The 21,842-nt window shown below is 42.0% G+C and carries 20 protein-coding genes and 1 tRNA gene; 6 read left to right on the forward strand and 15 right to left on the reverse strand.

All coding sequences use genetic code 11. The features are described 5' to 3' along the window. Together xseA and LEP1GSC185_RS08420 are read left to right on the forward strand one after the other, a co-directional pair. Nucleotides 1-1,278 (forward strand): exodeoxyribonuclease VII large subunit, encoded by a 1,278-nt coding sequence (xseA, locus tag LEP1GSC185_RS08415; RefSeq protein WP_008591293.1) that lies wholly within the window; start codon nt 1-3, stop codon nt 1,276-1,278. Next, a complete protein-coding gene (locus LEP1GSC185_RS08420) occupies nt 1,275-1,562 on the forward strand; it encodes an exodeoxyribonuclease VII small subunit (protein WP_008589813.1) in 288 nt (95 codons plus the stop codon). The genes xseA and LEP1GSC185_RS08420 overlap by 4 nt, the downstream gene beginning before the upstream one ends. Here the strand turns inward: LEP1GSC185_RS08420 and LEP1GSC185_RS08425 are convergent. The 5 genes from LEP1GSC185_RS08425 to LEP1GSC185_RS08445 all read right to left on the reverse strand — a co-directional run bounded on the left by LEP1GSC185_RS08425 (nt 1,559) and on the right by LEP1GSC185_RS08445 (nt 5,932). After that, nucleotides 1,559-2,098 (reverse strand): DUF2752 domain-containing protein, encoded by a 540-nt coding sequence (locus tag LEP1GSC185_RS08425; RefSeq protein ID WP_008596629.1) that lies wholly within the window; start codon nt 2,096-2,098, stop codon nt 1,559-1,561. The two genes, LEP1GSC185_RS08420 and LEP1GSC185_RS08425, sit on opposite strands and share 4 nt — an antisense overlap. Then, a complete protein-coding gene (locus tag LEP1GSC185_RS08430) occupies nt 2,070-2,438 on the reverse strand; it encodes a DUF5684 domain-containing protein (protein ID WP_008591470.1) in 369 nt (122 codons plus the stop codon). The genes LEP1GSC185_RS08425 and LEP1GSC185_RS08430 overlap by 29 nt, the downstream gene beginning before the upstream one ends. A gap of 113 nt (nt 2,439-2,551) precedes the next feature. Next, nucleotides 2,552-3,031 (reverse strand): hypothetical protein, encoded by a 480-nt coding sequence (locus LEP1GSC185_RS08435; protein ID WP_008591508.1) that lies wholly within the window; start codon nt 3,029-3,031, stop codon nt 2,552-2,554. Nucleotides 3,032-3,150: 119 nt separating this feature from the next. Further along, a complete protein-coding gene (locus tag LEP1GSC185_RS08440) occupies nt 3,151-5,370 on the reverse strand; it encodes a membrane dipeptidase (protein WP_008590054.1) in 2,220 nt (739 codons plus the stop codon). Between the two features lie 16 nt (nt 5,371-5,386). Further along, nucleotides 5,387-5,932, reverse strand: coding sequence for a hypothetical protein (locus LEP1GSC185_RS08445; RefSeq protein ID WP_008589891.1), 546 nt, complete (start codon nt 5,930-5,932; stop codon nt 5,387-5,389). 331 nt (nt 5,933-6,263) lie between these two features. Between LEP1GSC185_RS08445 and LEP1GSC185_RS08450 the strand changes: the two genes are divergently transcribed. Both LEP1GSC185_RS08450 and LEP1GSC185_RS08455 read left to right on the forward strand, forming a co-directional pair. Continuing rightward, on the forward strand, nt 6,264-7,649 hold the full coding sequence (locus tag LEP1GSC185_RS08450) for a sensor histidine kinase (RefSeq protein ID WP_232298399.1): 1,386 nt from the start codon (nt 6,264-6,266) through the stop codon (nt 7,647-7,649). A gap of 33 nt (nt 7,650-7,682) precedes the next feature. Continuing rightward, complete coding sequence (locus tag LEP1GSC185_RS08455) at nt 7,683-8,390, forward strand: LytR/AlgR family response regulator transcription factor (RefSeq protein WP_008591001.1); 708 nt, start codon at nt 7,683-7,685, stop codon at nt 8,388-8,390. A gap of 109 nt (nt 8,391-8,499) precedes the next feature. On the opposite strand, the gene LEP1GSC185_RS08460 is transcribed toward LEP1GSC185_RS08455, so the two are convergent. Both LEP1GSC185_RS08460 and LEP1GSC185_RS20150 read right to left on the reverse strand, forming a co-directional pair. Next, nucleotides 8,500-10,719 carry a membrane dipeptidase gene (locus LEP1GSC185_RS08460; RefSeq protein ID WP_008589874.1) on the reverse strand — a complete coding sequence of 740 codons (2,220 nt, stop codon included), beginning with the start codon at nt 10,717-10,719 and terminating at the stop codon, nt 8,500-8,502. Between the two features lie 14 nt (nt 10,720-10,733). Then, the gene (locus tag LEP1GSC185_RS20150) at nt 10,734-11,006 is read right to left on the reverse strand and encodes a hypothetical protein (RefSeq protein ID WP_232298400.1); all 273 of its coding nucleotides are present in this window, start codon (nt 11,004-11,006) and stop codon (nt 10,734-10,736) included. A gap of 79 nt (nt 11,007-11,085) precedes the next feature. On the opposite strand from LEP1GSC185_RS20150, the gene LEP1GSC185_RS20155 reads away from it, so the two are divergent. After that, entirely contained in the window at nt 11,086-11,418 is a 333-nt protein-coding gene (locus tag LEP1GSC185_RS20155) for a hypothetical protein (protein ID WP_232298401.1), read from the forward strand. 405 nt (nt 11,419-11,823) lie between these two features. On the opposite strand, the gene LEP1GSC185_RS08470 is transcribed toward LEP1GSC185_RS20155, so the two are convergent. Continuing rightward, nucleotides 11,824-11,899: transfer RNA gene (locus tag LEP1GSC185_RS08470), tRNA-Asn, on the reverse strand. 216 nt (nt 11,900-12,115) lie between these two features. Here LEP1GSC185_RS08470 and LEP1GSC185_RS08475 point away from each other — a divergent pair. Then, nucleotides 12,116-15,709 carry a vitamin B12-dependent ribonucleotide reductase gene (locus tag LEP1GSC185_RS08475; RefSeq protein WP_008591404.1) on the forward strand — a complete coding sequence of 1,198 codons (3,594 nt, stop codon included), beginning with the start codon at nt 12,116-12,118 and terminating at the stop codon, nt 15,707-15,709. Nucleotides 15,710-15,805: 96 nt separating this feature from the next. Here the strand turns inward: LEP1GSC185_RS08475 and gspN are convergent, their stop codons facing one another. The 7 genes from gspN to LEP1GSC185_RS08510 are packed head-to-tail and all read right to left on the reverse strand — an operon-like array spanning nt 15,806 to nt 21,839. Continuing rightward, complete coding sequence (gene gspN / locus LEP1GSC185_RS08480; RefSeq protein ID WP_008589925.1) at nt 15,806-16,756, reverse strand: type II secretion system protein GspN; 951 nt, start codon at nt 16,754-16,756, stop codon at nt 15,806-15,808. A 1-nt stretch (nt 16,757) separates the two neighbouring features. Further along, nucleotides 16,758-17,288: a hypothetical protein gene (locus LEP1GSC185_RS08485; protein WP_008591094.1), complete on the reverse strand. Its 531-nt coding sequence runs from the start codon at nt 17,286-17,288 to the stop codon at nt 16,758-16,760. Nucleotides 17,289-17,300: 12 nt separating this feature from the next. Then, a complete protein-coding gene (locus LEP1GSC185_RS08490; RefSeq protein ID WP_008589394.1) occupies nt 17,301-18,917 on the reverse strand; it encodes a cell division FtsA domain-containing protein in 1,617 nt (538 codons plus the stop codon). Continuing rightward, nucleotides 18,917-20,047: a type II secretion system minor pseudopilin gene (locus LEP1GSC185_RS08495; RefSeq protein ID WP_008589426.1), complete on the reverse strand. Its 1,131-nt coding sequence runs from the start codon at nt 20,045-20,047 to the stop codon at nt 18,917-18,919. The genes LEP1GSC185_RS08490 and LEP1GSC185_RS08495 overlap by 1 nt, the downstream gene beginning before the upstream one ends. Then, on the reverse strand, nt 20,044-20,739 hold the full coding sequence (locus LEP1GSC185_RS08500) for a type II secretion system protein GspJ (RefSeq protein ID WP_008590599.1): 696 nt from the start codon (nt 20,737-20,739) through the stop codon (nt 20,044-20,046). Before LEP1GSC185_RS08500 ends, LEP1GSC185_RS08495 begins: the two co-directional genes overlap by 4 nt. 1 nt (nt 20,740) lies before the next feature. Continuing rightward, entirely contained in the window at nt 20,741-21,289 is a 549-nt protein-coding gene (locus LEP1GSC185_RS08505; RefSeq protein ID WP_008591664.1) for a cleavage protein, read from the reverse strand. After that, nucleotides 21,270-21,839 (reverse strand): type II secretion system protein, encoded by a 570-nt coding sequence (locus LEP1GSC185_RS08510; protein WP_008590661.1) that lies wholly within the window; start codon nt 21,837-21,839, stop codon nt 21,270-21,272. Before LEP1GSC185_RS08510 ends, LEP1GSC185_RS08505 begins: the two co-directional genes overlap by 20 nt. Nucleotides 21,840-21,842 lie beyond the last annotated feature (3 nt).

The raw sequence follows: 21,842 nt of genomic DNA on the forward strand, positions 1-21,842 counted from the left end.
ATGGAAGAAACAAAAACATATTCCGTTTCGGAGATCAATTCCATAGTAAAACAACTTCTGACCGGTCCGGACATTCTACGAAATATCTGGATCCAAGGAGAGATTTCCAATTATTCCAAATCACACCAAGGCCATATTTATTTTAATCTAAAGGATCCCAAATCCTTGATCGCCTGCACTTTTTTCTCCTATAGCAACGGAAGATATAAGGGAAAACCGTTGGAAAATGGGATGGAGATCAAGGCGTTCGGAGCCGTTTCCGTTTACGAACCTAGGGGCCAATATAATTTAAATATTTCTAAAGTAGAAGAGTTGGGACAAGGAGACCTTCTTGCCCAAATAGAAGAATTAAAAAGAAAGCTCGCCGCTCAGGGTGTTTTCGACCCGGAGAGAAAACGTAAACTTCCCGCTTTTCCTTGGAGGATCGGAGTAGCTACTTCCCCTACCGGCGCGGCAATCGAAGATATTATCCGTATTTCTAAACAAAGATTTCCTAATATAGATATTTTGATCTCTCCTTGTTTGGTCCAAGGGGACGGAGCGCCTGAATCCATTATTTCCGCAATCAAACAACTGAATGATCCAAAATGGGATGTGGATCTGATCATTGCCGGTAGAGGTGGTGGGAGCACTGAAGATCTAATGGCGTTTAACGACGAAAAAGTGGTTCTTGCATTTGCACAAAGTCGAGTTCCGATCATTTCCGCAGTGGGCCACCAGATAGATTCCGTTCTCTCTGATCTAGCGGCAGATTGTTTCGCGCCTACCCCCACTGCTGCCGCTGAGATGGCCGTTCCGGAAATGGAACTTGTGGAGTCCGGGCTTGCGGAGTTCGAAGTAAGACTCAAAACAGCTTTAAAAAATCAGGCCGGCAATCTGAAAGAAAAGCTTAGGATACTTACGAATAAAAAAGCATTCTTAGATCCAAGATCGATGTTGAATGATAGGATCTTACAGCTGGATGAGATCAATTCCAGGATACATTTATTGGGTAAAAATTATCTGATGAGCGCTCAGAACAAATTTAGTCCTGTGTCGAATGGGCTCATCACTACTTTTAAATCCCAGCTGGAAAGAAAGAAGAAGGAGTTCCAACTTCTTTCCGGAAAATTAGAGGGCTTTTCTCCATTGGGGACCTTAAAAAGAGGATATTCTGTGGTCCGTAAGAAAGGAAAAAAAGTCGTTACATCTCCAACCCAATTGGAGAAAGAGGAAGAACTAGAGGTTATATTAGCAGAAGGCAGGATTCGGGTTTCGTACCAAGGTGAAATACAATGAGTAAAAAGACAGAAATTAGTTTTGAACAGGCCTTAACCGAATTGGAGCAGATCGCCGAAAATTTGGAAAGAGGACAATTAACCTTAGAAGAATCCATCAAATCTTATGAAAGAGGAATGGAGCTTAGGACTCTTTGCCAATCTATCTTAGCGGAAGCGGAAGGGAAAATAGAATACCTTTCTAAATCGGGAAGCGGAGAGACCCAGAAGAAAACTGCGAGCCCTAAGTCGGAGACTTCTTCCAGAGCTGCGACCCCGCCGTCGGATGATGACGAGTTATTTTAATCGAAATGTTTGAAGAAATACCAAACAAAAAGTGAAATAACTCCCAAATACGCAAAAATTTCAGTATTACGATTTTCTAAAATTTTTCTCCAGACTTGTTTTCCTAGATTCCAGCGGATGATAAAACCGGAAATTCCTAAAATTGAGACGGGTATTCCGAATGGATGATAATCCCAGGACCTGGAAAAATCCCCTCTAAAAAAGCAGATCACGGATCTAGACAGTCCACAACCTGGACAATCCCAGCCTGTTAGATGTTTCCACCAACAGATGGTAAACCAATGCTCCGATTCAGTATCCAACGGAAGCAGAAAGGAAATCGAAATTGTAAGAGTTAAAAAAACGATTAAAGAGAATAAAATCGTTAAAAAAAAGCGAAGTGAAAAATTAGGAACCGGACCTGAAATAGGCCCGGCTTCTAATATTAGGAATTTTTTATAGTCCTTCCCAAAACCTAGGTTATCGCTAAGTTTTGGGTCTCGGGCCTCAATAGCCTGGAACAGACTATTATGCTGATTTCGCAGCCGGTCCCACATATTTTGCATCAGAGAATGCTAATATTGGATATCCAATTCCAAAGATGAAAAGTACCGCATAACCCGCAGTTTTACCGAATGATTTTGCCAAATCGATAGCGACAAGAATGCTGATGATGATACCAACGCAAGGAATGAAAAATAGGATAAGCCACCAGCCTGGTCTACCGACGATTTCCATTAATACATAAAGGTTATAGATAGGAATGATCCCTGCCCAACCAGGTCTGCCTGCTTTTTCGAAAATTTTCCAGAAGGAAAATAGGAATACTCCGAGGATCGCTATATAAACAATCGCGGTTATGACTAAACCGATTCCTGAACCTGAACTTTCTTCCATTCGTTTTGCTCCAAAAATAGAATCTGAGGAAGTATATTTTTAATTTCAGGAAAGCAAGAAGAAAATTTACGAAATTTTTAATTTCCTAAATAGAGCGAACAGCTTAATCTGGATCACTGGACCGACAAAGTAATCGTTCCGGCATCCGTGACAGGAATTACTAAACAACGGGTGGAACCGTTTGTAGTGGTTACTCCCGAATACGACTCTGTTCCTATATTCTCACTTCTAACTTCTACCTGACTAAAATCCGTTGGGATCAACACAGAGTTTTCTGTTCCGATCCACAAGTCGGCTTCCCCACTTGTAAAACTAACATTGAAGGTATTTGTTGCGCCGTTTCCTGTAAAAGAATAGAAATAATAGTAATAACTAGCTCCGGAAAACGTATTGGATCCTCCGGTAACTATAGTCGGAACTGCGGAATCCGCGCATCCTCCACTCGGGACCGGAGTAAAGCTAGCTCCATAGGCAGAGTATAATAAGCTCGCTGCAGTGTCGTCCGTGGAATCAGTATCTCCGTTGGAACAAGCTACCGTAAATAAAAGGAATAAGGAAGGAATCAGAGTCTTAGGATTCAATAAAAGCCTCATGGAAAATAAGCTCTTTTTATCTTAGAACCTATTCTTCTCTGTTCGTTCCAAAGACCAAACTTTTTCTTTTGAAAGTTGTGGAAACACAAAGGCCCGCCTAGTAGCGGGCCTTTGTCGGATTATTGGATACTTCCGCTTCTATTGACCGCATTCTGCCACATCGTAGTGAAGAAGTCTGCGGATCTATAGACAGGTTCCAGATCGGAACGTTTGAGTCCCTGCTGTCTCAAATCTTCAAAGAAGTCAGGCATGAGCCCAATATGGGATGCACCTTCCGTATTGAAGTCGAATGTCCTATTCCCGAAGGAGTATTTTCCAAGAGAAGGAGATGCGGCAAGAGTTGCCGCCAATCTAATGGAAGAATCTGGCGAGAATGGATATCCTACTTTAGATGCCTCAGGTTGTGCAATTACCGATGTTCCTCCGGGACAAGCACGAGTTCCATAACGAGGTCCAGGCATATGAGCAAATCCGTTAAAATCCGTTCCGATGGCGATCCTTCCGTCATAAGCTGGATCACCTATTAGATTTTTGAGATATTGGTAGGACTGAGCGAATGTTTGGCTAGTTCCACCGCAAGCATGTGCGATATAAGAACCGTCGCTATTCTGTCTCCACTCTCCTATCTCTTCTAGATTTCCTTGTCCTGTGATAAGTCCGATCATTCCACCTAAAGTGCTGATCCGTTTAAGCGCAGCTCCCGTCGGATTTGCTTCATGACGGTTTCCCTTATTCGCCATATCGTACACTCCGGTGTGACCGGTTACGATCCCCGGATAGGATTGTTGTTCTGCGAAAGTGATCGCTCCGTCTAAAGATTTTGCGGACATATGGCCTACGTCGATGATCATTCCTTTTTTCATCAACTCTCTCAGGACCTTTTGTCCATAAGTGGTTAGGCCGGCAGTGTTACAATCTTGACCGTAGTGTTTACAATCGTATTTGGTCCCGCTTCCCAGGATATTATAGAGACCGGCTCCACCGAATCCGTTGGTTTTTAAGTGGATCGGGAAAACATAACGTAGCCCCAGATCGTACAACTCTTGCACACCTTGGGTGATCATAGAATCGTTACAGTTGCTTCCTGTACAATCGACTAAATAGTCCACCTCTGCGCCTAAGACCACAGCGAGTTTACCGCCGGAGATCACGCTTTGCGCTTCTGCTGGAGTTTTTACGATACGAAACCAGCCCTGTCCTGGGCCGCCACTTTGTGCATCGATCCAAGCTTGCATATCATACACTGCTTGGGTTTGCCTGCGTAAAGTATTCATATCGTTCAGATCGTAAACCGGATCGGTAGCGATCGCTATTCCTTTGATGATATCAGGAAGTCCGTTATCTGTTGCTCCAAACATATAATCGCCGTTTACTGCGAGTACTACCATGGCTCTCATCCCGCCTTCATAAGCGCGTTTGATCCATTCATAATACATTGTCTGGTGAGTGTAGCTATTGTTCGCAGGCCAATAGGGGAAACTTGCATATCCTCTATTGTCGTGACGAGCTGTTCCTAATAAGGCCCCAATAATATCGTCTTGCACGATAGCTTCTACCCTAGAGTGTCCTGCTGAATGTCCTTCATCCGAAGTGCTTGGACAGTCTGCTAATGCACTTGTTGCCGGTCCAAATGGAGAACCGTGGAAGATCACTCCACCAAAACCTAAATTTGCCATTGGGTGAGTATGAAGGTCCACATAACCTGAAAGAGTTCCAGTTCTTTTGAGAGAATCATTCGCTCCTCTGGAGTAAGTTTGCGGAGCGGTTTCGCAACTGGAATCAGCTACGTACCATTCTCCCCACATTCCTGTGGCTCCACCTGTATTCACACATCTATGAGGAGTAGTATACGTTTTACCGGCAATGGTCATCGGCATTTTGGCGCAGGCTTCTTCCCAGGTCAGACCTACTATATTCCATAAACGTGAAGAATATTTTCTTTTACCCGCATAAGTACCTGAGGATTGGCATCCGTCGTTCTTATGAGTGTAGTTGTAGATACCACCTTCGTCAGGCGCTGCCCAGTTTGCTTCGCAAGAATCGTCGATCAGATCGAATTCTCCCCACTCATTGAAACCTGTGTTCTTGCAACGACTTGGTTTAGTAAATACTTGCCCGTTAATTGTTGCTCCCATATTGGCACAAGTTGTTTCCCAACTCTGGCCGGATGGTATCCCGTAAAGAATCGCTGAATATTGACGTTTCCCGGGAAAAATCCCTGTACAACCGTCCTTCTTAAATGTTCCCCAATATGGATCGCCAAAAATAGAAGTACTCGTAGCAAAAACAGCCAGGAATACAACGCCTAACGCAGGCCCTCGCAAAGACCGACTTTTCATACGTATCTCTCCCTACTTAGTTGTTTATATGTTTTTTGTATTCTTCGGTTACGTTTTTCAGCTTTTTGCCGTAAAGTTCTTTGCCGGCTAGTATCATTCTTCGTTTTTCGTCATCAAGTCGCTCTGGATATCTTTCTTCCATCAAGCGTAACAGTTCCACTTGGTCTTCCTGGAGTTTTATCTGTGCTTTATAATATTCATCTATCTCTTTACGGGTTGCTTTTCCGGAGTAAATTTTTCCGTACAATGTGGCCCAAGATTCTAATAATTCTTCCTGTGCTTTTTTCTCTCCTGCATCTTGGGGAGTAGCAACTGCCACCCAATAAAGATTATCCGGAGTTTCGCTCTTTAAAAGAGAAGCAGATACAACGGCGTTATCTTCATTATAAGTAGAAGAAGAAGTTCCTAAATTGATGAAGCCGGAGAAGATTGAGAGCCCTTCCGAAAAAATATTTTTGGAGGAAGATTGTGAAGCTCCGGCCTGGCTTCTGGTAAAAATAAAGATAAGAACAACTACGATAAAAGTAGAAGAGATCAGTAATGCGTTTTTCTTAGATAGCATCGGCCGAACAGTATATTACATTACGCTCCGTTATGCAAATTCTTTGTAATGATTTATTAGAAAAATGTTATAAATATTCGGAAACGCGCTCTAGTATTTTTAAGAATCGAAAGCGGAGTAAAAATCGGTACTTAAGTCATAAAATTATAAACTAGAACGGATCGCACTATGATAATTGCTTGTATTCTTGGAGAAGAGTTCATTCTTTTCTCTGGAATTTATGGCTTTTCTTGTTCATCTTTTTGACAAAGTTTTTTCACTAGTTTTCCTAAATCGAATGATCGGGCAAAAAAGGGAGTTTTTTAAAAGGGAAAGGGATAAATTTGGGAATATGCAGGCGTTACTTCGGTTTCTTTTCGGGCTTAATTATCGTTTTGCACTTAGGCAGTATAGAAAGGCAAAAATTCTTTCTTCCGTAAATTTTGCCCCCGTATTCACTCGAAATGCATACCTGGAAATTCTGATCGTACTCAGATATGTTTATCTGATCCTGCCCGTCATCATTCTACCTTTTGCGTTCTACGATCTGGTGGATGCATTTTCGGATGCTAAGGACAATTCGTTCATTCTATTCGATCTGGTTTTCTATTCGGTTTTTTTGACAATGAACGTTCTTTTGAATTCGGGTCGATTGCATAGAGCGGATCTGGATCGGATCAAGTTATTTTGCAGGATCGGGGTACTTCTTCTTTCATTGACTGGAACATGTATAACGGTTGTGGTCTTTCCTAGGCTTCCTGAAATTTCTCTCTTCTCTACCGCAATGTTCAGTGTGGCGATCATGTTTAGATTTCCGGACCATACAAAGTATTTTATCTACGCGATCAACTATGCAATCCTATACGGTTTTATTTATTATAGCGGGAATAGAGAACCTGTACTTTTGCAAAACCCTCTTGTAACTCTGTTTTTGATCCTAATCTTTGATCGTGTATCCTTCTTAACTTTGGCGAATACTTATCTTAAAACCCAAAGGATCATCCGTTTGAACGAAAGGTTAAGAGAGGAAGATACGAATAAAAGTGATATGATCAGTATTGCAGTTCACGATCTAAAAAGCCCGCTTTCGGGGATCATGAGTATTAGCACTATCCTTCGTAAAAATCTAAAGTCATTCTCGGATAAGGAGAAGAAGGAGATCCTTACAGACATTGAGAGTTCTTCCCGCAAAATTTTAGGACATATAGACGATCTTGTTGGGATCGCAGCGTCGGGATTCGAGAATATAAAGATCGATTATGATATTTTTAATATAAATTCGTATATTAGATCGACTATACAAAACTTTGATTACCAGGCTTCTCTGAAACGTATCCAATTCCATACTAAATTTGATAAAGAGGATTTAAAGATCCGTTCGGATAGAAAGGCGGTTGCCAGTATTCTGGATAATTTGGTCTCGAATGCTGTGAAATATTCTCCTCCTGGTGGCTCTATATTCATCCATTCTAAATTGATAAAGGATGGCGGCGACTTTATAGAAATCCAGATCCGAGATGAAGGAAAAGGATTCACTGACGAGGATAAAAAACTTTTATTCTCCAGATTCACTCGACTCTCCGCAAAACCTACCGGCAATGAACCTTCTACCGGGGTTGGGCTTTATGCAGTTCATAGATTGATAGAGCTATTGAATGCAAAGATAAGTTTGGAAAGTAAACCCGGACAAGGAGCAACATTCACACTTCTATTTGCTAGAACGAAAATTTCAGATTGACCATTTTGTATTTTTTTATAGAAAACGCTAAGCATGGTGAGAGCTGTTCTAGTCGAAGACGACAAATTGATGGCAAGGACCATCCAGCATTATTGCAGGGAGGCCTTTGGGAAAAGTTTGATTTCCCTTAAGACCTTTGACGAATTGACTCCTGCTCTCTATAGTATAAGGGAGAATCCTATCGACCTTCTTCTTTTAGATATTAATCTGAAAGGACAATCAGGTTATGAGATACTTAAACTACCTGAAAAGGATTCTTTCTATACGATCGTGATCTCTTCGGATAAACAGAATGCAGTAAGTGCATTTGATTTTGGAGTTTTGGATTTTGTAGCTAAACCGTTCACTAGAGAAAGATTTATCGCTGCAATAGATCGTATGAAATCTGCTTCCGCTTCTAAAGCGGACTCTTTACGTAAAAATAGTATCTCTTTAAAAAAGGATGGAATGATTGAAGTTATTCGGTTCCAGGATATTCTATATCTAGAAGCTTCCGGCAATTTTACCGAGATCCATCTCAAGTCTGGTCGCAAAGAATTGATCCGTAAAACAATGGAATCCGTTCTTTCCGAACTCAATTCAGATTTTTTCCGTTCTCATAGATCTTTTATTATCAATTTATCCGAAGTAAAAAAGATACTTCATGGAAAAGGAAATCATTTCAAAGTACTTTTAGGCGATTCCGCAGAAGTTGCTTTATCTAGATCGAATTACGGCGCTCTGAAAGAAATGCTGGGATAAAAAACTCGAATTTATTATAAGACCGGCAAATTCTCAAACTACTAAAAGAATAAAAAAAAAGCCCGCAGGGTTTGGCGGGCTTAAGAAAAATCTATTTCGTTAGATTTCTTTATTGGATGCTTGCACCTCTTGTGACCGCATTCTGCCACATAGTAGTGAAGAAGTCAGCAGAACGATAAACAGGTTCCAAATCGGAACGTTTGAGTCCTTGCTGTCTTAAATCTTCAAAGAAATCAGGCATAAGCCCGATATGAGCCGCACCTTCCGTATTGAAGTCGAATGTCCTGTTCCCGAATGTATATTTTCCGAGAGAAGGAAGAGCTGAAAGAGTTGCAGCTTTTCTAATGGAAGCATCCGGAGCAAAAGGATATCCTACTTTAGCGGAATCAGGTTGAGTGATCGTAGATACTCCACCTGGACAAGCGCGGGTTCCGTAACGAGGCCCAGGCATATGAGCGAATCCGTTAAAGTCGGTTCCGACAGAGATCCTTCCGTCATACGCTTGGTCTCCGATCAGATTTCTGAGATACTGATAGGATTGAGCGAATGTCTGAGTAGTCCCTCCACAAGCGTGAGAGATGTAAGTACCGTCGGAGTTTTGTCTCCATTCACCTACTTCATCTAAATTTCCTTGCCCTGGGATGAGCCCGATCATTCCACCTAATGCTATGATACGTTTCAGAGCCGCTCCTGTCGGATTCGCCTCATGACGATTTCCTTTATTCGCCATATCATACACGCCGGTGTGACCGGTTACAATACCTGGATAAGATTGTTGCTCTGCATACGTTAAGGCTCCATCCAAAGATCTTGCTGACATATGGCCCACATCTATGATCATCCCTTTTTTCATCAGAGCTTTCATGATCTTAGGTCCGTAAGAAGTTAAACCTGCGACGTTACAATCCTGTCCGTAGTGTTTACAATCGTATTTGGTCCCGCTTCCGAGGATATTGTATAGACCGGCTCCACCGAATCCGTTGGTTTTCAAGTGGATCGGGAATATATAACGTAAACCTGCGTCATACATTTCTTGGACACCTTGGGTGATCATTGCATCGGTACAAGTTGTAGTCGTACAATCCACCAGATAATCCACTTCCGCGCCTAAGACAACTGCGAGTTTACCAGCAGCGATCACACTTTGCGCTTCTGCAGGAGTTTTTACGATACGGAACCATCCAAGTCCTGCTCCCCCGCTTTTCTGATCGATCCAAGTTTGCATATCATATACTGCTTGGGTCTGGCGACGTAAAGTGTTCATGTCGTTTAGATCATAGATTGGATCTGTTGCGATAGCGATCCCTTTGATGATATCCGGAAGACCATTGTCTGTCGCTCCGAACATATAATCTCCGTTCACAGCAAGGACCACCATAGTTCGTAGGCCACCTTCATAGGCACGTTTGACCCACTCATAATACATTGTTTGGTGAGTGTAGCTATTGTTTGCCGGCCAATAAGGGAAACTTGCGTATCCTCTATTATCATGTTTTGCTGTGGAAAGAAGCGCACCTATAATATCGTCTTGAACGATCGCTTCTACTCTGGAGTGTCCTGCAGAGTGGCCTTCGTTAGACATACTAGGGCAGTCTGCGAGTGCGGTTGCTGGTTCTCCAAAAGGAGCACCATGGAAGATCACTCCTCCGAAACCTAGGTGAGCCATCGGGTGAGTATGAAGATCCACATAACCTGAAAGAGTTCCTGATCTTTTGAGAGAATCTTGAGCACCTCTTGCATACGCTTTTGGTGCGGACTCACAACTTGAATCTGCAACATACCATTCTCCCCACATTCCTGTGGTTCCGGTATTCACACAACGAGTTGGAGTTGTATAAGTTTTACCTGCGATTGTAAGAGGCAATTTCGCACATGCTTCTTCCCAAGTGACACCTACTACGTTCCAAATACGGGAAGAATATTTTCTTTTGCCCGCATAAGTTCCGGAAGTTTGGCAACCGTCATTTTTATGAGTCCAGTTATAACCTCCGCCGTCATCAGTTGCGGACCAGTTAGCTTCACAGGAATCGTCGAGTACATCGAATTCTCCCCACATATTTAAACCGGTGTTCTTACAACGACTAGGCTTAGTAAATACTTGGCCGTTAATAGTTGCTCCCATATTTGCACAGGTAGTTTCCCAACTCTGTCCTGATGGTATCCCGTAAAGGATCGCTGAGTATTGACGCTTGCCAGGGAAGATGGAAGTACATCCATCCTTCTTGAATGTTCCCCAATAAGGATCCGCAAACACGGATGCGCTTCCTGCGAAAAACATCGTACATACTACGAAGCCGAATACGGACCTTCGTATTGACCGATAATTCATAATTCTCTCCGAATCTATTTTTGGTTTATGTGTTTTTCATATTCATCTTTTACGTTTTTTAACTTTTTAGCATATAGTTCTTTTCCGGCCAGGATCATCCTTCTCGAATCGTCGTTCAAACGTTCCGGATAACGATCTTCCATGATCTTCAATAGCTCCAATTGATCTTCTTGTAGTTTGATTTGTGCCGTATAATACTCATCAATCTCTTTGCGAGTTGCTTTGTTTGAGTAAATTTTTCCGTAAAGCGCTGCCCAATCTTCGCGTAGTTCATGCTGAGCTTTCATTTCTGCGGCATCTCTTGGAGTTGCTACCGCTACCCAATATAGATTGTCAGGAGTTTCATTTCTCAAAAGAGAAGCAGGTATGAGCCCTTCTTCTTCATTGGATGAGGAGGAGCCAAGGCTAAGAATATTTGAAAACGAAGAAAGGCCTTCGGAAAAGATGTTTTTTCCGGAATTAGAAACGGCAGCATTCTTGGAAGAAGATGGTACTAGTAATAAGAGTAAAACACCTGCTACAATAAGTGACGAAACCAGGATGGTTATTTTCTTAAATGACATAGGAAGGAAAATACTAGGTTTCCTTGCCCTATGCAATGAGTTTGGGATGAAAGTGTATCTGGATAGGATGAACGGAAAAATTCTTATTAAACCCTTATATAAGGGAGATCTTTATATTCTATCCGTTGTTATATAAAAAACTCTGTCCTTTTCTCTCAAAAACTAGCGGTTTTGGCACGCAGAGGCGCGAAGCTGCAGAGGTTTTTCTATTTGAAAGCATCCAAAACTCCGCGACTTTGCGCCTCTGCGTGTAAATTTGTAGTATCTTCTACACTTCGCGACAGTGATGCGAAGGGCTTTAGTCCGAGCGCTGCTCGGATGAGCGTGAATGCGCGAACCCGTAGCAGCACGTTCCGAGCATTACAAGATAGTATAGCAATACTAGGATTTATTTGCGAGGAGTCGCCCGAGCCTTCTTTAGATTTTTCTAAAAATAACGTAAAATCTACCAAAAAGACTAAACAAATGTGGATCTACAGGGTCTATAAAGAAGATCGTAAATATACCGAAATTTGGTAAGATTGGAAGGAAAGTAAAAGATTGGCTCCCCCTGCAGGGCTCGAACCTGCGACCCAGTGATTAACAGTCACTTGCTCTACCGACTGAGCTAAAGGGGAGTGTCTGGTAGCAGAATCCAGTTTTTAGAAATGAGGCAGGCTGGCAATGAAAAATCTTCGAGACATAGGTATTTTCTGGTCGGATCTAAATACAATTTTCCGGCAAAAACTGAACAGCTTTCGGAAAAAGTACTACCTGAAAATTGGAAAGCTATAGTAGCGTGACATAATCCAAAAACGCACTATATTTTGCCGGAGTTTCATAAGGAGCATGCTATGAAGCTAAATAAACATTTCACTTCACCTGAGAAGGGATTTTCCAAGGACTTAAACTGGGTTAAGAGGAATTCTAAGATCTCTAACCCTGACGGATCCGTTGTTTTCGAAGCTAAGGACATACTTGTTCCGGACCAATGGTCTCAAGTTGCAGTAGATATTCTTGCCCAGAAGTATTTCAGACGCAAAGGAGTGCCAAAATACTTAAAAAAAGTAGATGAAAAAGGCATTCCAGAATGGTTACAGCGCTCTGAACCAGACACTGAAAAACTTTCTTCTTTAAAAGCAGAAGATCGTTTCGGTGGAGAGGCTTCTGCACAGGAAGTTTTCCACCGTTTAGCGGGCTGTTGGACCTATTGGGGATATAAATACGGTTATTTTTCAGACGAAGAAAGTGCTAAAACTTTCTATGAAGAAGTCTCTTTCATGCTGGCTTCTCAAATGGCGGCTCCTAACTCCCCTCAATGGTTCAATACCGGATTACATTGGGCGTATGGGATCGACGGTAAATCCCAAGGACATTTCTATGTGGATCCTACCAGCGGAAAATTGGTAAAATCTTCTTCCGCATACGAACATCCACAACCTCATGCATGTTTTATCCAAAGTGTAGACGATGATTTAGTGAACGAAGGTGGTATCATGGATCTTTGGGTCCGTGAGGCTCGCCTATTCAAATACGGTTCCGGAACTGGAACCAACTTCTCTAACCTGAGAGCGGAAAATGAATCCCTTTCCGGCGGAGGAAAAAGTTCCGGTTTAATGAGTTTCTTGAAGATCGGAGACCGTGCTGCAGGTGCGATTAAATCCGGTGGAACCACTCGTCGTGCTGCCAAGATGGTTTGTTTGGATGTGGATCATCCGGATATCGATCGTTTCGTAGATTGGAAAGTAGAAGAAGAGAAAAAAGTAGCTTCTCTTGTTACCGGATCCATTCTGAATAACAGACATCTAAATGCGATCATGAAAGCTTGTTACGAGATGGAGGGAGAGGATCGTTTCGAACCTAAAAAGAACTCCGCTCTTAAAAAAGCCATCGTAGAAGCTAAGAGAGTTTTGATCCCTGATAATTATATCAAAAGAGTGATAGACCTTGCGAGACAAGGATACAAAGAACTCATTTTCGAAGAATTGACCACCGACTGGCAATCAGAAGCGTATAATACTGTTTCCGGTCAGAATAGCAATAACTCAGTTCGTCTTCCGAATGAGTTTATGAATGCAGTGGAACAAGATCTTCCTTGGCATTTATATAATAGAACGGAAAAGGAAAAAGCTCTCAAAGAAAAGAGAGCAGCTAAACCTGCAAAAACGATCAGAGCAAGAGATCTTTGGGATAGAATTTCTTTTGCAGCTTGGTCTTCTGCGGACCCTGGAACCCAATATCATACTACCATCAACGAATGGCATACTTGTCCGGAAGATGGGAATATCAATGCTTCCAATCCATGTTCAGAGTATATGTTCTTGGACAATACCGCATGTAACCTGGCTTCCGCGAACTTACAGAAATTTGTAGATCCGGAAACTCTGGTTTTTGATGTAGAAAGTTTCCGTTATCTTTGCCGTCTCTGGACAATCATACTTGAGATTTCTGTGACTATGGCTCAGTTCCCTTCCAGAGAGATCGCAGAACTTTCTTATAAGTTCAGAACTCTAGGTCTTGGATATGCAAACCTTGGTTCTGCATTGATGATCATGGGAATTCCTTATGATTCTAAGGAAGCTATGGCGATCACTGGTGCCATCACCTCTATCATGCATATGACTGCTTATGCTACTTCTGCGGAAATGGCAAAGGAACTCGGACCATTCCCTGGTTATGAAAAGAATAAAAAGCATATGCTTAGAGTTCTAAGAAACCACAAGAGAGCGGCTTATAATGTTCCTTCCGAAGATTACGAAGGTCTGACCATCACTCCTGTTGGAATTGATCCTGCATACTGCCCTTCTTACCTTTTGAAAGCTGCTCAGGAAGATTCCGATAATGCAGTTTCTTTAGGAGAATCTCACGGATACAGAAATGCACAAGTTACTGTGATTGCGCCGACCGGAACGATCGGTCTGGTAATGGATTGTGATACCACTGGGATCGAGCCTGATTTCGCTCTGGTGAAATTCAAAAAATTAGCGGGCGGTGGTTATTTCAAAATTATCAACCAATCCGTTCCTTTGGCTCTTCGTAAATTGGGATACTCCCCTTCCGAGATCGAATCTATCGTGAACTATTGTAAAGGGCATGCTACCTTAAACGGAGCTCCAGTTATTAATACACAAAGCCTGAAAGAAAAAGGTTTCACGAACGAGATCCTGGAAAAAGTAGAATCTTCTCTTCCTTACGCGTTCGATATCAATTTTGCATTCAACAAGTTTAACTTAGGTGAGAATTTCTTACAAAAGAACTTAGGTATTGCGAAAGAAACGTATGATTCTTTCACATTCAATCTTCTTGAGTATTTAGGTTTCTCCAAAGATGAGATCAATAAAGCAAACGACTATGTTTGTGGAACAATGACAATCGAGAACGCTCCTTATCTTAAAGAGAAGGATTACCCTGTATTCGATTGCGCGAACAAATGTGGTAAATACGGAAAACGTTATCTTTCCTATGAGTCTCATATCCGCACAATGGCTGCAGCTCAGCCTTTTATCAGCGGTGCGATCTCTAAGACGATCAACCTTCCGGAAGATGCAACGATCGAAGATATTAAAAACGCTTACTATATCTCTTGGAAGATGATGGTAAAAGCGAACGCTCTGTATCGCGACGGATCCAAACTTTCTCAACCTCTAAACTCTGTTCTCGAACTTCTGAACGGGATCGAGTTGGAAGAACAAGAAGAGATCGCAGAAGCTGCGGTTGCTAAAGATCCTTCTCAGTTTGCAGAAAAGATCGTTTATAAGTATATCTCTCATAGACGTAAACTTCCTAACAGAAGAGCCGGTTATACTCAAAAAGCAGTCGTTGGCGGTCACAAAGTTTATTTAAGAACTGGTGAATACGAAGACGGACAACTCGGAGAGATCTTCGTGGATATGCACAAAGAAGGTGCAGCGTTCAGAAGTTTGATGAATGCATTTGCAATTTCCGTGTCTTTAGGTCTACAACATGGAGTTCCATTAGAAGAGTTTGTGGATGCATTTACATTCTTCAAATTCGAACCGAATGGTATCGTGACCGGAAACAAACATATCAAAATGAGTACTTCCGTAATCGATTTCATCTTCAGAGAGTTGGCGATCACCTACCTCGGAAGATATGATCTTGGCCAAGTAGCACCGGAAGATCTAAGAGGAGATGAGATCGGATCCAGAAAATCCTCCGAGTCCATCCAGCCTAAGGCAGATGTTCGACCAGCCGCTTCTACAGCAGTAGAAACCGCACCTTCTTCTGAGCCGGAAACAATTTCCTACTCTCAAATGATGAGGACGGAAAAACCTAATTCAGGAGTTGCTTTGATGGAAGAGATCAAAATGGCAAGGATCAAAGGATATACCGGAGATTCCTGCACAGAATGTGGATCTTTCGAAATGGTAAGAAACGGTTCCTGCTTGAAATGTATGTCCTGCGGCGCGACCACCGGATGCTCTTGATCTAAGAGTTATCCAAGCGAGACAAAAAGAAAAACCTCGTGTGGTAATAACCATGCGAGGTTTTTTTATGCCATGGGGTCTGCCTAAAATGAAATATTAAGGAGCTGGGCTGCCTGGTAGACCCGCAGGAGCGTTCAAACCAGGGATCTTGAATTCAGGTCTTTGGAAAGTGCCAGTAATTGGGATACATTTTCCGCTTCCACTTTTTTCCAAAAGATCTAATGCACCCACTATAATTTGGTTTTCTGCTGCCGAGGCAAAATTCCTTTCCAATTCGAAGCAGGCTCTAAGGTTCAATTGCGAATTGGAGAATGAATCGGAAAGTCTCAAGTTTCCGTGAATGTCCAATCTTGCAACAGAAGTATCTATGATAAATTCTTCGAACTCTACCATTCCTTGGTCAATTCTGGAAGAGATCAGTATCTTATTTATGAAAAAGTTTTCTATTTTTCCAATAAAAGGAATTTCAGGAAGATTTGGAAAAGAACCGAATTTTCCTTCCGGCATTTTAAGACTGAATGCTCCACCAAATCGGCTGGCTGGGACAGAGAGAGAATCTAATTTTAAATGGCCCTGTAATTCTCCTATATTTCCTAACGTTTGGCCGTCATAATCGATCTCTAATTCTTGTACTTCGAAATCTCCGTTTATCTTTTTTCTCAATAAGGAAAAAAGCCCCGCCTTGATCTGAGCGTCCTTGGATCTGATCTTAAATGTCTGACCCATGATCTCCATGGACTTTACGGAAACTTTTCCGAGTAGAACTGAAACAGATAACTCATTAAAAAATACGCTACTCGGCTGTCCTGAGGAAGAATTCATGAGCTGGCGGACGATGTTTTCGTAAGGAAATAATAAGATCAAAAAAAGAAGAAAAGAGACGATCCCGCTTCCGATCAGGATGAGTTTTTGTTTGAGGGAGAATCTAGGTGTTTCTTCCTCTTCTTCCGGAGGCAGTTCCTCCAATTCCATCGTGAGGAATTCTTCTTCCTCGTTGGAGATGAGTTCGTCCTCTTCTTCTATTTCTATCTTTTTTGCGCGAGCCATCTTATTTTCCGGGTGCGACACTATATGCCGCGATTTTCATGTTCACGTCGTAGGTATTTTTATCTTGGTAAGGTTTGTTGGTTTGGAAATATTCCACCCTTGCATTTACCTTATTACCCTTATCTATGTCATACAACACTGACATAACGTTTTCCAGAGGCACACCTCTTAAGTTCACTTCGAAAACGATTACCTGGTATTTGTTTTTATCGATTAGTTTTGCTGGAATAGGTCTCATCGTCGAGATCCTATCCTTTACGCCGTTATCCGAAAAGATCCTTTCCAACTTTGCGGCAAATGCGCTCTGGTCATTCTCCCCTGTGTTCGAATTCTCCAAAGATCTGAAAAATAAATAGTCGGAAATTGTTTTGTCCAACTGTGCAGCAAGTCCGGGAGTATTGTTTACCGTTTCAGAAAGGTCGGTCCTGAGCCTATAAATTTTACGGACTACTAAAAATACCAACAAGACCAAGATCAGTCCGGCTGCTATCAGCAATAAAAGTTTTTCTCTAGGTTGTAATTTTTGCCACATAGACGATCCCTCTTAATCGTTCTCTTCGATTTTAGAGGTCACCTCCATCTTGATCACAAAAGAGACTTTAAACGTTTTGAGTCCGAAATTCGGACGGTTGCTATCTAATTTTACGTTTTTGAACATGGGAGAACGGGCCAAAGAATCCTGAACTTTTCCGATTTCAGAGATCTCATTTACTGCTCCTTGGATGGACACGGAACCGTTATCATAAGTGATACTTTGGAATAAGAACGGTTGCATTCCTGGATCAGGGAACTTTAAAGAAATCTCATGTAATACGTCCAATACGCTCGGCTTGGAGAGATATTTTCGATAGAGCTCCGTTTTTCTTTCCGCACCGTCCCTTAGGCTTTTTGCAAATTCTATAGGATCTCTATTGGAAGGAACGCTGGAACCTGTGCTGGATTTTACTTTTTCGGCTAGGATCTTATTTGCTGCGGCTAGCTTTCTTTTATCAGAAATGATCCCTAAAAAAAATACCCCGATCAAAAGAACGAATGAAACCGAACTCAAGATGATATGCGGTTTAAATATGCTTATATCGAATAAGTTCTTATTCAGTCTTTTTACGTAGGGAGTTTCCAAAAAATCTATTTTAGCCTTTTTGGATTGGATCAGATGATAAGCCATTCCGTAACACGTGGCGAATCTATCAGGATCAGCGCTTAAAAAATCGTATCTTCTAGCTTGAATACCAAGATCTTCTCCCAAAAAGGATTCCAGATCCTTGATCTTACTACCTTCTCCCGAAAGATAGATCGCTTCCGGTCTTTCCGTTTCCTCCAAGGAAAGGAAACTTCTGCGAACTTCTTCGCTTAAAGAGGTGAAAAATTCATGAGCGATCGAAAACGCCTTTTTGATATCCGCGACTTTGAGTTTGTATTCTTTTGCGAATAAGTTCAAACCGTCCTCGGGAGAATGAAACGGTTCGTATTGGATGCTTGTCTTTAAAGCTTCCGCCTTATCTCTAGGAATTTTTAGACCTTTTGCAATTTCTTCAGTGAGAGTGTCTCCACCCACGGAAAGAAAACGAGTATGAGCGATCTTTCCATCCTTTGTGACATTCAAGATAGATTTTTTACCGCCAATATCCAACTGAGCAACGTTTGCAAATTGGATCTCTTTATGTAAATGTTTAGAAATTATCGAGCCTAAACATACTGAATCCACAAAGATCCCTCGGAATACAAGGCTGGAATCTAAAAAGGGAGACGCTAAAGTATCGAATTCGGAATGATGAGAAGTATAAGTGATTACGTCCGATTTTTCTTGATCGATCCTCCAGATGGATCCCAATACTTCTACCGTTTCCATAGGAAACGGTACTCTACTTTCTATTTCGAATGGGATCACTTCTCGTACCGCTTTTTCGGTGGTTAAAGGAATGGAGATCTCTCTTACGAAAAGTTTATCTAAAGATAGACAAAGTACGATTGCATGTTCTTCCGCAAAATAGGTGTTTATGAAACGAAGTATATTTGTTTCATACTCCTTTTCTTCCATTCTGGAAATGGGCATAGACTCCGCCCTAAGCAGAGTCAGATTCCCTGCCACCCTCTGGAATAGTACACCCTTTACCGAATTTGTACCGTAATCCACGGTTAAAAACTTTTCGTATAAGAACATTAATCTTCTCTATAATATAGCATCAGGTTATTGGTCAGGTCAAAAATACCGGTGATCCTACGGACGATTTTAGGTCCTTTCATAACATCGGAACTTTTTTTACTATTATAGTTTCTTTCTACTTCCCCGACAGCGGTGATCCGGAATATTTCCCCTTTCGTTTTGATCCTTCCACCGGAAACGTCGGTTCCTTCTCCTGCTAATTCTTTGTAGAGAGAAAGTCCGCCTACGGACGGTACCTGGAATTCTGGGATGGTCTCCAGGTCCTTAATTTCCTTTAGGTAACCGCCCTTTTTGATCTTCATTTTCATGATCTGAAGAACGGACTGGCGGTTCATAAAATCGGATAGAGACATTAAAACGAAGTACGGCGCGGCGTTCAAGTTGATTCTATCGTCGTAGTTTCTCTGGAAGGGAACAAATGCGGTCAAATTATTTGCCAGAACGAAATCAGACTCCCCGATCAGACTTTTTTCCTCGTCGGACATAAAATCTTTGGAATATTTTTGCTCATAGTCCGGGGGTTTTTGAGAGCCATACACTATTTTAGGATCGAATCCTTTTACGGAAGTTAGCTCGGAAAGGGAATACATGTACCCGTTTTTGATCTTTCTAGGCGGGGTCAGTTTTTCATAATAGGAAATTTCAAAATTCCCCTGGCTATCATCATCCAACCAATCCACTACCGGATTGAAAAGGTCCTTCTTCATTCCCAAACGTTCTAGAAGACGCCCTGCCATTTCTTGGTTTCTTAAATTCAGTTCCTTTGTGTCCGCATTGAAGATGGAATTTATATTAATTTTTCCATCTTCCCCTTGGATCTTATAATAGATCCATCCTCCTCCCATTGGGACCGGTGGAGGATTAAGGCCTATCCCTGATTGGTAAAGTTGTTCCTCGGGGATCTTTCTGAGTGCCGCCAATGCTCCTTGGAATCCGGCTTTCGCTAAAAGAGAAGCCTTAAATCCGGACATTTCTCCTTGAGAAATTTTATACTCCGCCATGGATCTTTCCGCAAAATCTAAGGTAGTGGTTAATGCAGCTACACCTATGCCCCCGACTAAGAGCATGACGATCGCTCCCCTTCTTCTGGAGAATCTTGTGCATTTTAAACCAAGACCTGGATTCATTTCATAAGCATCCCTGGGAAGGCAAGAGTTTCGAATCTTCTCTCCTTGTTTCCCATATTCGCGATGATCTCAATTCGTATAAGTCGGGGAATACTTTTCCTTTGGAAGGAATCCCATTCTTCTTCCCATTCTTTTCCGGTTTTGGAAAATTTAAAGGAGAGAGATTTTACATTATCCAATAATTCGTATTCTTGTCCGCCTACGAACGGATAACGGTCCACGATCTCGTCTTCTCTTCTCATCAATGTATAATAATCAGTACCGTCTTTTTGTTTCAGATAATATTCTACTTCCCTTACTTCGGGAAGTGCAACTTCTTCCGAGTTGGGATGGACCGCTGCGAATACTATAAAATGATCCTTAGTACTTTCGCCCGGGTGTCTTGGGCCGTCTTCCGATTTGCGTCCTTTTCTACTTACAAAGACCAGATTTTTTTCCGTTTGGAAATAGAATGCCATGGTCAATGTGCTTCGGATATTTTCGATAACGGAGATCGCCTTTTCCCTGTCTACACCTTCCGTGCCTGAAGTGGGACGAGTGACTTTTAGAATGGTTGCGTAAGTCCCGAATACCATTCCGAGTAGAACTCCTAATAATGCGGCAACAATGGTCAATTCGATCAGGGTGAATCCGGATCTTCTTCTTTTTCGAAGCAACTTAAGAGAAGTTGAATGTAGAGAAAAAGATCCCATATCAGTTCATTCTCGCCTTATAGGTCTCGATCGTGTATTGTTCTTTTACCGGAATTCCTTGGTTATCTCTTCCGCCTGTAGGATATTCTATCGTTACATAAATATGAAATACTGCTATGAGTCCGCCGGTAGCAGAACCTTGGTTATTACCTGTTCTTTTTGCTATCAGTTGGTTCATGCTGGAGTTCGCACCTCCTAACAGATCTTCCGGTTTTTTACCGCTATCCTTTCCCGCCATTTTCAGAAGGTCTAAATTCTCTTCTTTGATGATTGTAGTGAATTTCCAATCTTGGTAACCGGGAATATCTCCGGAACTAGTGTCTGCTTGAAGAATGGTGGCGGAATCTATTTGGGCCATTTTGATCTTGGCTAAATGGGTAGCCTCCATTTGTAATGCGGCCACTTTTTTTAAACGTATTCCCTCGGAAACTACCATCAATACATAGAGAAGCCAACCTGCAGCGAGTGCAAACGCCAAGGTCATTTCTAAAATAGTAAAACCATGTCTCTTCTTAAGAGGGTTCTTTCTTTTAAAACTTACTCGTGCCATATTGCTCGCTACGTTTGTATTCTTCCAATTGTTCCTTGGAAACGGTCACTTCCCCGTCCTCTATTTCCGATTTCCCGCCATAACGTTTGATAATGAGGGTCCTCGTGATTTCCGGGTCCGGACCTAAATGAATATAAAAATCTTCAGCAACCGCCATCGGAGAGAAAGGAATTCGGACCTTTCCTGTATTGTATCTATAACCTCTTCCATCCATCACATCTACGATCGCGGAAGAACTTGGAAGTTCTCTATCCTTAAATACTGGAACTTCTTTCATACCGGTCTCATCTCTTTCGATGTCGATGATGGTATACGTTTCCGTGTCCACATTTAACTCTAGATAGACTGTTCTTTGATTTATTTTGGCCCTTCTAAAACAGAAGTTCACAACGTCATGCAATAACATCGCTTCTTCTTGGGCGCCTGGTGTGAGTAAATTGACTATGGAAGGAAGCACAAGAGCGAACATTACTCCGATCAGGAATACTGCGACTCCCAATTCGATCAATGTGAAGCCGGAACGGATCCGGCCTTTCGCTCTTGGGCCCACTAG

This window comes from Leptospira licerasiae serovar Varillal str. VAR 010 (assembly GCF_000244755.1).
Classification (GTDB): Bacteria; Spirochaetota; Leptospiria; order Leptospirales; family Leptospiraceae; genus Leptospira_B; species Leptospira_B licerasiae.

What these genes read in the sequence shown, in the direction of transcription:
- LEP1GSC185_RS08430 (WP_008591470.1), bottom strand. Translation starts at nt 2,438, where the DNA reads ATGGAAGAAAGTTCAGGTTCAGGAATCGGTTTAGTCATAACCGCGATT.
- LEP1GSC185_RS08420 (WP_008589813.1), top strand. Translation starts at nt 1,275, where the DNA reads ATGAGTAAAAAGACAGAAATTAGTTTTGAACAGGCCTTAACCGAATTG.
- LEP1GSC185_RS08460 (WP_008589874.1), bottom strand. Translation starts at nt 10,719, where the DNA reads ATGAATTATCGGTCAATACGAAGGTCCGTATTCGGCTTCGTAGTATGT.
- LEP1GSC185_RS20155 (WP_232298401.1), top strand. Translation starts at nt 11,086, where the DNA reads ATGAGCCCTTCTTCTTCATTGGATGAGGAGGAGCCAAGGCTAAGAATA.
- LEP1GSC185_RS08440 (WP_008590054.1), bottom strand. Translation starts at nt 5,370, where the DNA reads ATGAAAAGTCGGTCTTTGCGAGGGCCTGCGTTAGGCGTTGTATTCCTG.
- LEP1GSC185_RS08475 (WP_008591404.1), top strand. Translation starts at nt 12,116, where the DNA reads ATGAAGCTAAATAAACATTTCACTTCACCTGAGAAGGGATTTTCCAAG.
- LEP1GSC185_RS08495 (WP_008589426.1), bottom strand. Translation starts at nt 20,047, where the DNA reads ATGAATCCAGGTCTTGGTTTAAAATGCACAAGATTCTCCAGAAGAAGG.
- gspN (WP_008589925.1), bottom strand. Translation starts at nt 16,756, where the DNA reads ATGGCTCGCGCAAAAAAGATAGAAATAGAAGAAGAGGACGAACTCATC.
- LEP1GSC185_RS08485 (WP_008591094.1), bottom strand. Translation starts at nt 17,288, where the DNA reads ATGTGGCAAAAATTACAACCTAGAGAAAAACTTTTATTGCTGATAGCA.
- LEP1GSC185_RS08435 (WP_008591508.1), bottom strand. Translation starts at nt 3,031, where the DNA reads ATGAGGCTTTTATTGAATCCTAAGACTCTGATTCCTTCCTTATTCCTT.
- LEP1GSC185_RS20150 (WP_232298400.1), bottom strand. Translation starts at nt 11,006, where the DNA reads ATGAAAGCTCAGCATGAACTACGCGAAGATTGGGCAGCGCTTTACGGA.
- xseA (WP_008591293.1), top strand. Translation starts at nt 1, where the DNA reads ATGGAAGAAACAAAAACATATTCCGTTTCGGAGATCAATTCCATAGTA.
- LEP1GSC185_RS08425 (WP_008596629.1), bottom strand. Translation starts at nt 2,098, where the DNA reads ATGTGGGACCGGCTGCGAAATCAGCATAATAGTCTGTTCCAGGCTATT.
- LEP1GSC185_RS08455 (WP_008591001.1), top strand. Translation starts at nt 7,683, where the DNA reads ATGGTGAGAGCTGTTCTAGTCGAAGACGACAAATTGATGGCAAGGACC.
- LEP1GSC185_RS08445 (WP_008589891.1), bottom strand. Translation starts at nt 5,932, where the DNA reads ATGCTATCTAAGAAAAACGCATTACTGATCTCTTCTACTTTTATCGTA.
- LEP1GSC185_RS08505 (WP_008591664.1), bottom strand. Translation starts at nt 21,289, where the DNA reads ATGGCACGAGTAAGTTTTAAAAGAAAGAACCCTCTTAAGAAGAGACAT.
- LEP1GSC185_RS08450 (WP_232298399.1), top strand. Translation starts at nt 6,264, where the DNA reads ATGCAGGCGTTACTTCGGTTTCTTTTCGGGCTTAATTATCGTTTTGCA.
- LEP1GSC185_RS08500 (WP_008590599.1), bottom strand. Translation starts at nt 20,739, where the DNA reads ATGGGATCTTTTTCTCTACATTCAACTTCTCTTAAGTTGCTTCGAAAA.
- LEP1GSC185_RS08490 (WP_008589394.1), bottom strand. Translation starts at nt 18,917, where the DNA reads ATGTTCTTATACGAAAAGTTTTTAACCGTGGATTACGGTACAAATTCG.